Source organism: Enterococcus sp. CSURQ0835, assembly GCF_902706605.1.
GTDB lineage: Bacteria > Bacillota > Bacilli > Lactobacillales > Enterococcaceae > Enterococcus_A.
Genome location: NZ_CACSLH010000020.1, coordinates 40,883 through 54,905, shown reverse-complemented (window position 1 = coordinate 54,905; position 14,023 = coordinate 40,883). Strand labels below are relative to the sequence as shown.

Annotated in this window: 14 protein-coding genes; 1 reads left to right on the top strand and 13 read right to left on the bottom strand. The window is 41.6% G+C overall.

Annotated elements, in window-relative coordinates:
• Positions 1-170: 170 nt before the first annotated feature.
• Together hypD and GVJ38_RS09255 are read right to left on the bottom strand one after the other, a co-directional pair.
• Entirely contained in the window at positions 171-2,573 is a 2,403-nt protein-coding gene (gene hypD, locus GVJ38_RS09260; protein WP_159722872.1) for a trans-4-hydroxy-L-proline dehydratase, read from the bottom strand.
• A gap of 17 nt (positions 2,574-2,590) precedes the next feature.
• On the bottom strand, positions 2,591-3,373 hold the full coding sequence (locus GVJ38_RS09255) for a glycyl-radical enzyme activating protein (protein ID WP_159722871.1): 783 nt from the start codon (positions 3,371-3,373) through the stop codon (positions 2,591-2,593).
• A gap of 167 nt (positions 3,374-3,540) precedes the next feature.
• On the opposite strand from GVJ38_RS09255, the gene GVJ38_RS09250 reads away from it, so the two are divergent.
• Positions 3,541-4,083 carry a helix-turn-helix domain-containing protein gene (locus tag GVJ38_RS09250; RefSeq protein WP_159722870.1) on the top strand — a complete coding sequence of 181 codons (543 nt, stop codon included), beginning with the start codon at positions 3,541-3,543 and terminating at the stop codon, positions 4,081-4,083.
• 70 nt (positions 4,084-4,153) lie between these two features.
• Here the strand turns inward: GVJ38_RS09250 and GVJ38_RS09245 are convergent, their stop codons facing one another.
• The 11 genes from GVJ38_RS09245 to GVJ38_RS09200 all read right to left on the bottom strand — a co-directional run bounded on the left by GVJ38_RS09245 (position 4,154) and on the right by GVJ38_RS09200 (position 13,855).
• Positions 4,154-4,618, bottom strand: coding sequence for a hypothetical protein (locus GVJ38_RS09245; protein ID WP_159722869.1), 465 nt, complete (start codon positions 4,616-4,618; stop codon positions 4,154-4,156).
• Positions 4,619-4,874: 256 nt separating this feature from the next.
• The gene (locus tag GVJ38_RS09240) at positions 4,875-5,582 is read right to left on the bottom strand and encodes a TraX family protein (protein WP_442896038.1); all 708 of its coding nucleotides are present in this window, start codon (positions 5,580-5,582) and stop codon (positions 4,875-4,877) included.
• A gap of 204 nt (positions 5,583-5,786) precedes the next feature.
• The gene (locus GVJ38_RS14395) at positions 5,787-5,921 is read right to left on the bottom strand and encodes a hypothetical protein (protein ID WP_268839984.1); all 135 of its coding nucleotides are present in this window, start codon (positions 5,919-5,921) and stop codon (positions 5,787-5,789) included.
• A 66-nt stretch (positions 5,922-5,987) separates the two neighbouring features.
• A complete protein-coding gene (locus GVJ38_RS09235) occupies positions 5,988-6,338 on the bottom strand; it encodes a bacteriocin immunity protein (RefSeq protein WP_159722867.1) in 351 nt (116 codons plus the stop codon).
• A 223-nt stretch (positions 6,339-6,561) separates the two neighbouring features.
• Positions 6,562-7,386 (bottom strand): manganese catalase family protein, encoded by an 825-nt coding sequence (locus GVJ38_RS09230; protein WP_159722866.1) that lies wholly within the window; start codon positions 7,384-7,386, stop codon positions 6,562-6,564.
• Between the two features lie 59 nt (positions 7,387-7,445).
• A complete protein-coding gene (locus tag GVJ38_RS09225) occupies positions 7,446-7,703 on the bottom strand; it encodes a GlsB/YeaQ/YmgE family stress response membrane protein (protein WP_159722865.1) in 258 nt (85 codons plus the stop codon).
• Between the two features lie 877 nt (positions 7,704-8,580).
• Positions 8,581-9,873 carry a trypsin-like peptidase domain-containing protein gene (locus tag GVJ38_RS09220; RefSeq protein WP_159722864.1) on the bottom strand — a complete coding sequence of 431 codons (1,293 nt, stop codon included), beginning with the start codon at positions 9,871-9,873 and terminating at the stop codon, positions 8,581-8,583.
• Positions 9,874-10,176: 303 nt separating this feature from the next.
• Entirely contained in the window at positions 10,177-10,521 is a 345-nt protein-coding gene (locus tag GVJ38_RS09215) for a hypothetical protein (RefSeq protein ID WP_159722863.1), read from the bottom strand.
• Between the two features lie 192 nt (positions 10,522-10,713).
• Positions 10,714-11,889 carry an acetate/propionate family kinase gene (locus GVJ38_RS09210; protein WP_159722862.1) on the bottom strand — a complete coding sequence of 392 codons (1,176 nt, stop codon included), beginning with the start codon at positions 11,887-11,889 and terminating at the stop codon, positions 10,714-10,716.
• A gap of 132 nt (positions 11,890-12,021) precedes the next feature.
• The gene (locus GVJ38_RS09205) at positions 12,022-12,726 is read right to left on the bottom strand and encodes an MIP/aquaporin family protein (protein WP_159722861.1); all 705 of its coding nucleotides are present in this window, start codon (positions 12,724-12,726) and stop codon (positions 12,022-12,024) included.
• Between the two features lie 10 nt (positions 12,727-12,736).
• Positions 12,737-13,855, bottom strand: a complete 1,119-nt coding sequence (locus tag GVJ38_RS09200; RefSeq protein ID WP_159722860.1) for a 1-propanol dehydrogenase PduQ — start codon at positions 13,853-13,855, stop codon at positions 12,737-12,739.
• Positions 13,856-14,023 lie beyond the last annotated feature (168 nt).

Here is a 14,023-nt window from a genome sequence, read left to right as displayed (position 1 = left end):
CCTCCTAATCTGATAGTGATGCGGTCGGTCAACCAGCATTATCTTATCATTTTGGGAGGATTTTTTGATACCACGCTAAAAGCTTTTTGGAACCACCCGCATAGCAGGTGGTTTTCAAATCATACAAAAAATGCCAGTACTTCAACATTGAAGTACTGGCATTGATTTTTTTAGCCAAATGCTTGCTCAGTTCGGCTGATGATCTCATCTTGTAGTGCGCGGTCTAAATTATTGAAGTAATCACTATAACCAGCTACTCGAACGATCAGATCTTCATAGTCTTGCGGATTAGCTTGCGCTTTTAACAACGTTTCCCGCTCCACAACATTAAATTGGATATGGTGACCATCCATTGCAAAGTAGCTGCGAACTAATGCAGCCATATTGAGGATCCCCGCCTCACCTGCAACTACACTTGGCGTGAACTTCTGGTTCAATAAAGCTCCACCCGTTTTTAATTGGTCGATCTTAGAAGCGGATTTGATCACCGCCGTGGGACCATTCCGGTCGGCTCCTTTTTCTGGTGAGATCCCATCTGGTAATGGGATACCCGCGTGACGACCATTGGGTGAAGCTTCCATCACTTGACCGAAGTAGACGTGACAAGTGGTTGGTAAAAATTCTACCACTGTCGTCGCTCCTTTTGGTGTTTTGCGACCTGCGATGACTTTTTGCAACGTATCAACAGCAGCTCGTAATAAGTCATCAGCATAATCATCATCATTGCCGTATTTTGGTGTTTGATCATGAACAAGTTCAAAGATCTCATCATGCCCTGCAAAGTCATCTTTACAAGCTTGTAACAAGGCCTCCATCGTAACGTTACGCTCTTCAAATACATTTTTCTTGATTGCAGCCAACGAATCAGTGATCGTTGCCATTCCCACGCATTGGATGTAGCTCGTATTGTACCGTGCGCCCCCAGCATTGTAATCTTTTCCATCACGCACACAATCATCTGTCATAACTGACAAGAGCGGTACTGGCATAAATTTCATGTACATTCTTTCGATCATATTATTTCCTGCGATCTTAACATTGACGACATATTCCATTTGTTTTTCAAATGCGGCATACACTTCGTCATAAGAAGTCATCTCCCGCAGATCACCTAGATCAAGCCCTACTTGTTTACCCGAGTAAGGATCAAAGCCACGATTCATGACCAACTCAAACACTTTCGGTACATTCAAGTAACCGGTCAGTACATAAGCTTCTTTTCCGGCCGTCCCAACTTCGACACACCCTGAGCAGACCCCACTTTCTCGCGCGTCATCGACTGACTTTCCTAAGTAGCTCAATTCGGCTAAGATGGCTTCAGAGTTATACAAAGCCGGCTGTCCCCAACCTTTACGTGAGATCTTCAACGCTTCTTTCAAGAATTTCTCAGGAGATTTACGCGAAATTTGGACGTTTGAACTAGGTTGCAGCAGTTTCATCTCATCCATAACTTCTAAGATCAAGTAACTAACATCACTGACACCGCTTGTACCGTCTGGACGTAAAGCACCAGTATTGATATTACAAAAATCAGTGTAAGTCGCACTTTCTTTCAGCGTGATCCCAACTTTTGGTGGCGCAGGTTGATTGTTGAACTGAATCCAGAGATTTTCTAATAATTCGCGCGCTTCTTCTCGCGTCAAACGTCCAGCTTCAATGTCTTTTTCATAAAATGGTTCTAAATGTTGATCTAATTTCCCTGGTGAGTACGCATCCCAGTTGTTCATTTCAACGGTCACCCCGATGTGGACAAACCAATACATTTGGATCGCTTGGCGAAATGTTTTTGGCGCATGTTCCGGTATGACATCGCAGACTTCTGCTAAATCTAATAACTCTTGTTTCCACTGAGGATCGGTTTCTTTAGCGGCTAATTCCCGAGCTTCTTGGGCATACCGTTTACCAAAGATGATCATTCCTTCGCAAACTAATTTCATGCCTTCCAATTCTTCGCGCTTGTTTAACGCTTCAGGATCATTAGCATAATCTAAGCTTTCGATCACCGCTTCGATCTCTGCTTTAAAATCAGCAAATCCTTTTTGATACATTTTACCGTCCGCCACCGTATGGCCAGGTCCGCGTTGCATCAAAAATTCAGTATAAAGACCAGCATCAAATAATAAATGCCATTCTTCTGGCAACAACTTATTCATGCGGGTCATCATTGCCCGATCTTTCCAATAAGGGATGATGACTTCTTCTTGGATCTTGCGGTCTGCTGCTGTAACTTTGAAAAAGACTTTTTCTCGCTGATCCATATTATCGAAATCTTCTAATGTATGACAACAAAGTTCAGGAAAAGTTGGAGCAGCCCAAGGTCGATCGCCTTTTTCACCGACGATCAATGCACCTTTTTCAATGTAGTTCGTTCGGTTAGCCATGATGTGCTTAAAAGCTAAACCGCGTAAAACCGGTGCCGAGACTTTACCTTCCCATTTTTTGTAGGCTTCCGTCAATAAGACCGCCCGTTCCATTGAGATACTTGGTTGACATTCTTTGTCGCTGATCTCACGCAAGCGTTTGATCCGCTCAGTACTTCCGCGTCGGGTTGATTCTAGAGTTAACTGTGCCATTTTCTCTCCTCCTAAAATTAGCCGCCGATCTTCACTGAGTAGCCGGCAGTCGTATAGATATTTTTTACTTCGTCGATTTGTTCATCTGTTGGTTTGATAAAATTTTGTGTACAGATTCGCTGAAGTCGTTGGTATTTGTCTCGACCAAACTCATGGTAAGGAAGTAACGAAATTTCATCAACGTGAATATTTTGTTGATTTAACCACTCAATGATTGCCGTTGCAGTCAGCGTATCCTCATTGATTTCACCTAATAAAATCAAACGCAAGTGAATTGTTGCACCATGATCACTTAAATACTGTAAATTTTTTAAGACCAACTCATTGCCGGATCCGGTATATCGTTGATGCAGCTGGCTGTCAATAAACTTCAAATCATATAAAAACAGCTCAGCATACGGCAAGATCCGAGCAAAATTTTCTGTCGGTGCAACCCCACACGTGTCGATCGCAACTGAGATCCCTAAGCGTTGACATTCACAAGCCAGCTCTTCGATGTAATCGAGGTTTTGGGCCATGACTTCACCACCAGAAAAAGTTACGCCACCGCCAGATTGATCATAGAAAATCTGATCGGCCTTGATTTTTTTGACGACTTCTTTGACGGAATACGTTTGACCAATCACTTCTTCTTTTCCATCTTTAGTGATCATGATTTCCGGTCCGAATTTTTGGCTTTCGGGATTATGACACCAGGCACAACGAATCGGGCAGCCTTTGAAAAAAATCGTCGTCCGGATTCCGGGACCATCATGGGTCGAAAATTTTTGGATATTAAAAATCGTCGGCTGTGCTTTCACGGGTACCCCTCCTCTTCATTGTTATTATATTCACAATTAAAAACTTTTGCAAGACCTTTATTCATATTTGTAAAATTTTAAAATTTTTTATTCACATAAATGACCCTGATAGGCATTTCAGCCTTTTTAAGTTATACTAGACAAAACGAATCAAGGGGTAATATTTTATGGAAATTGGTGAAAAAGTCAAACGCCTTCGCAGCGAGCGGGGCCTCACTTTAAAGCAACTCTCAGAAGCCACTGGACTTTCAACTGGCTTTTTATCACAATTTGAACGCGGAATCACAACGATCGCCGTGGAATATTTAGCTAAGATCGCCGCTGTTTTTGAGATCAAGATCAGCTATTTTTTTGAAGAAGAGCCACAAGCTGAACCCGTAATGCGCGGCTATGATCAGCCGGTGATGCGAACGGTAAACCATACGATCTACAAGCAGTTAAGCCGCGCACCACAAGACAAAGCATTAGCACCGAAACTGATTGAGATCATGCCTCACGAAAAACGAGAATGCCCGACGCCTTATACCCATAAAGGGGAAGAGTTCATCTATGTGTTAGAAGGAATCTTGACCTTGTTGTTAAACGAGCAAACGTACACATTATATCCAGGAGACGCCTGTCACTATTTGTCTTCCCAAGAACATAACTGGGACAACCAGACAAATAATATCGTCAAATTTATCGCTGTCCACTATCCAAATGATTATTAAAGAAACTGTAAGATCAAACAACTAGTCGAAAAAATGGAGTGAGACATCAACACGGTCTCACTCCATTTTTTTATTTATGCAATTCTACTTTACTGGGATCAGTAGGTGTCGTAGTGGCGATCAGTTCCCCATTTTCTGTCTGATAGTACATGCGCGGCTGTTTTTCACCGGGATGTTCTGGAACATAAAAACGGGAATAAGCATCCGCGATCCTAACTTGGTAGAGATCACACAAGCGTTGTTGTTCCTCCGGTGGTTTGGCAGCAAAAGCATCTTGTAAACGAATCACGATCTCATCTACACCAGCTTTTGGTTCAACATTGACACCTTGCAACTCACCGTTCGATTCGACGATTAGCTGATTGATCGCTTCAGCAAAGTCAGAACGCGATTCGGAGGTACTGCTTTTTGGTGTACTCGTTTTGTGTATCGTCGTGCTTTGCTTGGCAGAGTCAGTGGTAAAATCAGTTAGCTTACAACCCGTCAACCCTCCAATCAAAAACAGCAACAACACTAGTTGCCATTTACTTTTCATTGGCTTCCCCTCATTTTTTTCTACTATTAAAAGTATAACAACTAAATTTGACAAAAACCAATTTAAACCTTGTGATTTGATCGAAAATAAATGATTCCCTTAAAACAAAGCTGATGCCTTCCGAAAAAATTCGACCTAATTTTATTTCCTATTTCCCATTCAGTGAATAACGATGAACTGTGCTCACTATCAGCTTTTAAAATCGATTAAGGATGATTGCTATTTATTGGAAAAAATATTTGATTCTATAGCCGTGCTATCTTTGAAACAGCCATGCTGATACGATATACAACACTGCGATATGCGCTGGATAAAAGATATAGAAAAAGTATTTCATCCCGTTACCTTTTTGACCGTTATATAACCAGATCGGGATAATCGCAAAAACCATGATCCATTGAGTCGACCCCAAAAAGAAATAGATTGCTGCAGTCACCGCGATCAAAAGACATTGCACTTTCCGATTGCCTTTAAACCAATACAATAGTGGGATCAATAAAACCATGACCGTATTTTCAGCTAGCAATAAAGCAGGTAAAAATGGCAAGACAAATGGAATCGTTTGCGGTGTAGCAAATAATAGTGGAATCAATAAAGAAAACAACAATGGCAGGCTGAAGACGCTGATGCCCGCTAACAAGCGACTGATCTTTTTCGGTTTGATGCCGCTTTTGATCAGATCGATTCCCGCCATCATCATGGTTCCGACAAAAAGATCACGAAAAATATTGTTCATTAAGATGACTTGCTCGTAAGAAACGATTTTTTCTAACGCAAAAGTAAACAGCGACATAAGGACCATCGCACAATAAAGTCGGAGCATATACTGTTTTTTACTATGGGTGTGGGTAAAGCCAATCACACTAACAAAAAAGAAAATCGTCGCAACAGGACGCCCAAACCAATCGACCCAATCAGGTACTCCAAATGGGACAAACATTTGGTGGATGTGATCGATGACCATTAAAGTGATTCCTAAAATTTTTAAATCAAAAGTCGTCAATCCTCGTTTTATTAAATGATTCAACTAAATTCCTCCTCTTTGTTCAAAGTATACAAAACTGATGCTAAAAATCACCATGGAATGAGCTGATAATTTTGTAAGCAAAAAAATAGAGGGGAAACATCTTCATGTTCCCTCCCTATTTTGTACAGCTAACTTTGATGATTATTTTGCCGCAAGTGTTTTGATCGCAAATCCCAGTAAGATCGTTCCACAAACCATGATCGTCGTCTTTCGGATCTGATTGCCTGAGACTTCTAAGTCGTAATTGAATTTAGGTGCCTGCACACTAAGTTTCATCGTAGTTCCCCCTTAATCATTTGACATTATTTTCAGCATAATGATTCGCAAACTAGTTTGCAACTCTTAGCGTCGCGGAATCTCTTCATTATAACTGTAAAACTGTGATTTATCGGAAAAATTAGCGCGATACTTACTGTTGAACCCTGCTTTTTTCGCCGGTACTTCGAGTGCTTGTAATAACTTTTCATCACGACCTAAAAAATGAAGCTTGGCGTCAAACCCGACTACATAAATATAATTGACTAGTTTGTTCATCAAGACTTCTGGATTTTTGACCTGGTCGAGTTTTTGATAGACTTGCAACAGTACATCGGTAATGTTCAACACCGCCGGAGACTGCTCAGGTTGTTGCAATAAACTATTGTACAATTCGTGGATAGCGGCTTTCGTTTGTTCGATCTCCGTTGGATTCATAAAAAGACCTTCTTTATCTAATTCGTTATGTTCATCATAACATAAAGCTCAATTTAAAAAAAAAGAATGGACCTTTACCTATTATCCGCCACTCAAATATACTTTTTAAAATCGACTTTAAAAAAATCGGCCAACAAGTGACCGATTTCTAATCTAATTCAATTAGTTTAAACTTACTATTCACGCCAGTTAAATAAACGGACCAAACTACTGATCCTAACGCTTATTTTTCTGGTGTCCCGTACATTTTTGGCGTCACTGGAGCAAGTTTTGGCGCTTGTCCTTCAACTTTAGGCTCGCTGTGATATTGGTAAGTTCCTTCACCATCCAAGGCTTCACCTTTTGCCCAGCTACCAGCTTTACTTGCTTCACCTGCTGAAAAATTATAGAAATCATATGCGATATCTAACCGTTCTTCTTGACGCGGAAATGTACTTGGCACCAAGATTGAGTTCTCTTGTTCTTCCAATTCTTTGACTGCGGTTGCCCATAGGTTTTGATGATAACTGTCGCGTGCCAATAAAACGGAGAGCAAGTCTTTCACACCTTTATCGTCGATCATTTCGTAAATGCGAGCCACTTGTAATCTGCCTTGTGATTCCGCGTTTAAATTCGCGCGAAAATCAGCTAGCAAGTTCCCGCTTGCAATAATATAAGCTCCACTCCAAGGATTGCCGACACTATCAGCTGGTCTAGGTCCTAATCCAGCAACGATCGCTTGTTGCGGGTTCATGCCCGCAATCACCGCACCAATCGTCGGATCTTTTTTCATTGCTGCTTCTTGATCTTCCACTGGTGCACCTTCTAATAAACGTGCCACCATCGTCGCTAGCATCTCCACATGGCCGATTTCTTCTGTCGCGATATCCATCAACATATCTTTATACTTCTCTTCGCCTCGACAACTCCAGCCTTGGAACAAATATTGCATCGCAACACTCATTTCGCCATATTGTCCGCCGATGAGTTCCTGTAAGTATTTTGCGATCAATGGATTCGGCTGATCCGGTTTTGCTTCGAACTGCAATTCCTTTTTGTGTAAAAACATTTACGCATTCCTCGCTTTCTATTTGACCCTCGTTCAAATAAAATCGACTGCGGTCTTCATTAAGAAGCAGCTTGTTTATTTCTGCCTACAAAAAATGAAACGACTAAGACTAAGATGATTGCACCAATGATGGAAGGAACAATCGCCATACCGGCAAGTGAAGGTCCCCATGATCCAAAGATTGCTTGACCTAACCATGAACCGACTAAACCAGCTACAATGTTCGCGATCCAGCCCATACTACTTCCTCTTCCTGTGATAGCTCCAGCGATAACTCCGATAATCGCCCCGACGATCAATGACCAAATTAAACCCATGATAAATTCCTCCTTCTTTTATTTTCTTTTCTTTTGTGCTGCAGTTGGGTTTGGTACTTTGCTGCTAGCACTTACTACCGAACTTAATCAGAACATTTCTGATCAATTTACCGTGAGCAAATCACTCAACTGCTCACAAATCTTGAACTTAGCATAGTCACTTCTTCCTGTTAAAAAAGCACGCGCTAAAATAACAATCCAAGATTTAACAAAATAAGAGAAAATTGTTTTTTCGTTCTCTTACCTTATGACCACATGATAATATAGCTACCGCTATTTTTAAAGAAATATGCCTCAAAGAATAAAAAAAATCATAAATTATGAAATAAATTCTGCCTTTTATTTTGTTTAACGCTTTTTATTTCTAGTTAAATAATCGTTTCAATCTAACTTGATTCTTGCTAAAAGCTTAGGTTTCCAAAGAAATCATTTTTCTTTAGCTCGTCTTAATGAAATTATTTTTCACTTTTTCCCAATGAAATGGCAGTTACCCACCAGATGACTTTCAGCACCTGGTGGCGTTAAAATTAGTTGTATCTATTACTTAGCTAAAAAACATTTCCGAAAATAATTACAACTAAAAAATAACGATCACTAGGAAGCGTTCAGCATTTTTCAACTATCTCATGCTTGATTTTAATGTTTTTTACTCTAAAAATGAGAAAGCAGCAGCTGGCCTCGTGCGGTCTCGCTGATGCTTTGCTGGCAAAAGATTTGTCAATGCCGACCAAAAATAGTATTAAAAATTAAAACAACACGAATTTCAACTACAACTTCTTGATTACTCTTCCAAAGCAAAAACATTAAGGGGCGATCTGAACCCGATCTTCCCTTAATGTTTTGGAATTCATTTCCAGCAATTGCTGACAAAGTTTTTTTAGAGGTTGTACCAAGCAATTCCTTCATCGCGCCAGCCGAGTTTGATCAAATGATTGCGCTCTGCTAAGTTCACCGTATAATGATGGGTACCTGTTTTCGCATTAGGATTATATAAACGATAGGTCGCCGTACCATTTGCGGGACTGGCTTCCCAAGAAACGCCTTCTGCCCGCCAGCCCGCTTGAACTAAAGCAGCTCGTTCTCCACTACTGGTCGTATAGTGATGATCTCCACTATTTGGATTATACAAACGGTAAACAGCTTGACCTTGGGCAGGTGCAAACCAAGCTAACCCTTCATAACTCCAGCCAAGTCTTTGTAAAGTGTTCACTTCATTAGAGTCTTTTGTATAAAAATGCTCACCGTTGTTTGGATCATACAGACGATAAATAGAATTGACATTAGCTAAATCAGTTTGAATCCAATTCAAAACAGAAGGAGCTAATCGTGTCCCAAAATTTTGTTTGTCTTGACTGTAAGCATGGACAACCATGATTTGATCGTTCACATTATATACACCACTGCCGCTTTGACCAGGATATGTATCGAGATCATAATAAACATTTGTCTCTGTCATTGATTTAATCGTTCCCGTCGTTTGCCACATCGTTTGTCGCGGCTTATCAGTTGGATAGCCGGCCGTATATAATTTTTGAGTGGGATCGATCTCGCTGGTCAAGCCAAACCAACCTGTTTTCACCCCTAATGGTTCAGTCAGACGGATGATCCCTAGATCGTGCTTCGAGCTGAGATCTTCCGTCCAACCAGCTAACGCAAGCAATTTTGAGGCCGTCGTATGACCAAAAGGCGCGACCGTTCCATTAATCGCCGGGTACACGCTAACTGTTTGCGGCCATTGTTTAAGATTTGGATCAAAAATCATATGTCCGGCGGTCAACACAGCATCTGGTGAAATCATCGTCCCCGTCCCAACATAAGAACTCCCATTAGCGTATGTCGCTACAATAAAAACTACCGCTGAATAAGGAAAGACTGTCGTATTCATCACAGGTTGACGATCATCAGTCCCTAAGATCGTCCTAGCTTGAATCGCGAGCCCATCAGCTGGAGTAACATTTTCAAAAAGCGGTACACGTTCCTGACTGCCAGTATTTTGGTACCCGATTTGGCTGGGGGACGAAAACGCTGTATCGTAGCCATCATAAGGAATCACCTCCCCTTCACTTGTTACTAGATCTAACGGGGAAGCCGCGTTCCCCACTTGCGGCAATAAGAATAGCAACAACAGAACGAGACTACTAGTCAAAATTTTTTCCCAACACTTAATCATTCTCCTCAACCCCTTTAAAAAGAAAACGCTTACTTTTGTTGGCAAATCAATTAACCTGTCAATCAGGTAGCGAACTGATCGACAGATAAAAAACAAGTACACTCAAAATGAATAAACAGCAAACATTTTAGATAACTAATGTATTTTTATTCTAGCCACACTTGAGCTGATAGTAAAGTTTTTCGTCTCCCAGCTCATAAGCTAGTAAAATTGTGAAGCAAAAGAAAAAAACTCAAGCTTTCACTTGAGTCAATCTGATTAGCCTTCCCAGTCCACGTTAGTTTTTATGAATTATCATTGATTTTAAAAATCCGCCCAGTCTTCATCATCTGCTGGCGATTTTTCTAGCTCCGTTTGTTCTTCTGGATGTAGTTGTTCCCGCTGTTTTTTTAATTCGCGTTCTTGTTGTTCTAATTCTAAGCGTCGCTGTTCTAACTCTAAAGCGCGTCTTCTTTTTGCCAATTCCGCTTCTTCAGCTGCTTGCTGTTTTTTCGCTTGGTATTTAGGCCAGTAGATAATGCCTACAATTAGAGCTACTATTCCTGTGATCGTAAGCAAGATCTGCCAATGTCCAATAATAAAACCCAATACTACGAGCCCGATAAATAAACTACCGCAACCGCAGCCAGTTTCTTCCTTTTTCGCCATGAAATCCTCCTTCAGTTGATCCGCACCACGTGTTACTAAATCATCGTTCCTATTATAATTTATTTTTTGAACAAAAAGAAGTTAGTCTGAATTGAAATTTTCCCCAGACTTAAGTGCTACCTAGCTAAACTCAAAAAAACTGTCTCCTGCCAATGACAGAAAACAGCTTTTCGTTAAACTTTTCATGAATGGTTACTTTAAATTTGCGATCCGCATCACATCACGCGCAATCACGACTTCTTCATCTGTCGGAATGACAAAGACATTGACTTTGCTCGTTGCGTCTTGGATCTGTAAAGCATTTTTTTCATTTTTAGCTGGATCTAATTGCACACCTAAGTAGGTCAGAGAATCACAAACTGCTTGCCGGATCGTTGCTGAATGTTCCCCGACTCCAGCAGTAAAGACAAGTGTGTCTAAGCCATTCAAATCAGCTGCATACGCTCCAATATAGTGCACGATTTGATGCACAAAGACCTCGAGTGCCAGCCGTGCTCGTTGGTTTCCATCATTTGCCGCTAGTTCAATGTCACGGCAATCACTCGAGACTCCGGACAAGCCTAATAGACCTGATTTTTTATTCAACAAGGTTTGAATTTCTTTTGGCGTTAAACCTTCTTGTTCTTGGATGAAGGGTAAGATCTGGGGATCAATATCACCGGTTCGCGTTCCCATGACAAGGCCGGCCAGTGGCGTGAAGCCCATCGACGTATTGATGGATTTCCCATTTAAAATCGCCGCGATACTCGCACCACTTCCGATGTGACACGTGATCATCTTTTGACTATTCGGTGCTAAGTCCAGCGCTTTTTCACTGACATATTGATGACTAGGTCCATGAAAACCATAGCGGCGAATCCCATATTTTTCATAGTACTCATATGGCAAGGCATACAGATAATTTTTTTCGGGCATCGTTTGGTGAAACGACGTGTCAAACACCGCCACTTGTTTAGCTTGTGGCAAAGCTTTTTCAAACGTTCGGATCCCGACTAGATTAACTGGATTATGCAAAGGCGAGATGGCACTGATTTCATCGATCCGGTCTTCAACGGTCGCATCGATCAAGGTCGAATCACTATAATAAGCCCCACCATGAGAAACGCGGTGCCCCACACCAGCGATCTCGGTGTAAGAGGCGATCACGTGCTCAGCTAGCAAGGTATCTAACACGAGTTGAACGGCGTGTTGATGATCTAAAACGGGTAAGACACTCGTTTTCTTTTCTTTGATTTTATAAGTGAAGATCGCATCTTCAAAGCCGATCCGTTCGACGATTCCTTCAAATACCACGATTTCTTGTGGCATCGTAAATAATTTAAATTTCAATGAGGAACTGCCAGAATTAATAGCCAATACTTTTGTCATACTGCACTCTCCTTAAAAATGAACTGCTGTCACGAGCACTAATTTTAAAAAAGGGATTGAGACCTCCGTCTGCCAATCCCTTTTAGCTCAATTTTGTAATTAAATTATTTTTTGTCGCGTTTTGTTTAACTTTTAAACTAGCGTAAAGATCAAACCAGCTAACATAGCCCCGGCGATCGGACCGATAAACGGCACCCAAGCATATTCCAAATGAGCATCACCTTTATTAGGAATCGGCAACAACTTATACGCTAGGCGCGGCGAAAGATCCCGACATGGATTTAATGAATAACCCGTCGTTGAACCAAGCGCTTGGCCGATCACTAAGATGACCAGCCCCACGATCAACGGTTTGAGCCCCGTTGTAAAATTTCCTAGATCTAGCAAAATATAAACGAAGAAAAATGTCGCGATCATTTCACTGATAAAATTGAAAAGCGGATTTTTGATCGCTGGGACCGTCCCAAAAATCCCCACGGTATTGCCTTGTGCTTCATTTTTACTTTCTTTGAAGTGAGGATAAAATTGTAAAGCCACGATCGCCGCACCAACAAAGGCGCCTAAAAATTGTGCGATCAAATAACCCAGCACTTTACTTTTCGGAAACATCCCAAAGGCGGCAAAGGCTAAGGTAATGGCTGGATTCAAATGGCCTTGTGATCCGATAAAACCGGAGACATAGACCCCAAAAGTGACCGCTAAACCCCAGCCAATCGTGATGAACAACCAACTAGAACCTTTCGCGTAGGCTTTGTTCAAATTAACACTGGCGCCAACGCCCGTTCCTAAGACGATCAACACGACCGTCCCCATAAACTCACCAAAATATTCGTGCATAGTCAGGCTCCTATTTTATGATTTGCTCAACTAATTGAGCTAGTTCTTGATCAGTCGGTACGATTGGGTTACCAGCAAAAGTTCCATCTTGTTTGGCGTGTTCTACGATCCAAGCTAAATTATCCCGGACCGCACTTTCTTCAATACCAAACTCAGTTAAAGTTTTCGGACAATGCATCGCTTTCATCATTTGGAAAATATGTTTTTGTAATCGTTTGACCAGTAAACTGTCGCTTAATGTCGCTGGCCCAAGATTGGCTTTTTTGATCGCTTGTGCATATTTTGCGCGCACCGTTTGATCTTGCGCATTGAAACCAACGACATAAGGTAGTAGCATCGCATTTGCTAAGCCATGAGGTACATGAAATTTAGCGCCTAATTGGTGGGCAAGCGCGTGGCAGATCCCTAGACCCGCACTATTAAATGCTAACCCTGCACTACAAGAAGCTTCATGGATCACTTGCCGTAACGCTACGTCTTGTCCATGTTCATAAGCTGCAACTAATTGATTGCTGATGACCGCCATCGCTTTTTCCGCTAAGGCATCGGTAAACAAATCAGCATCTTTAGCCACTAATGATTCTAGTGCATGAGTCAACACATCTAAGCCAGAAAAAGCGGTGACACTTTTTGGCGCACTCATGACTAATGTCGGTTCCAGTAAGGCGATGTCCGGGATCAAATGATTTTTGATGATCGGAAATTTGACGCCGTTTTCAGTATCAGATACGACCGCGGTATTGGTCACTTCTGAGCCTGTCCCGCTCGTGGTTGGGATCGCAATAAAACTCAAAATTTCTTGGTGAGTTAATTTTTCACCGAAAAAGCGGATTGCTTTAGCAGTGTCGATCGCTGAGCCGCCACCGATCCCTAATACGATGCTCGGTTTGACCGATTCAAACACTTTGACTCCGGCCATGATATTGACAAGCGGCGGATCTGGTTTGACATCTGAAAAAAGTGTCACAGCATTTGAGCCATTCAATTGAGCTAAGATCATTTTCAAACTGTCCGTTCCCGGTAAAAAAGCATCACAGACAACTAAGACCGTTTCATTATGAAATTGATTCAAGACCGTCAAACTATCGGTCCCAGAATAAATTTTTGTTGGAATAATGAGTTGATTCATCTTTTTAGTTCGTAAAACTGCAGACTAGCTCAAAATACTCCATCGAACATCCGGTGTTGCTAGATTGAGCTAAGATAGTGACGCAATCGTCTTGACGACTGCGTCACGACTTGGCTGCTCGCTTAAGCGACGTTCCAAGAGTTTTACGAAACGAACTTCCCTTCTAAT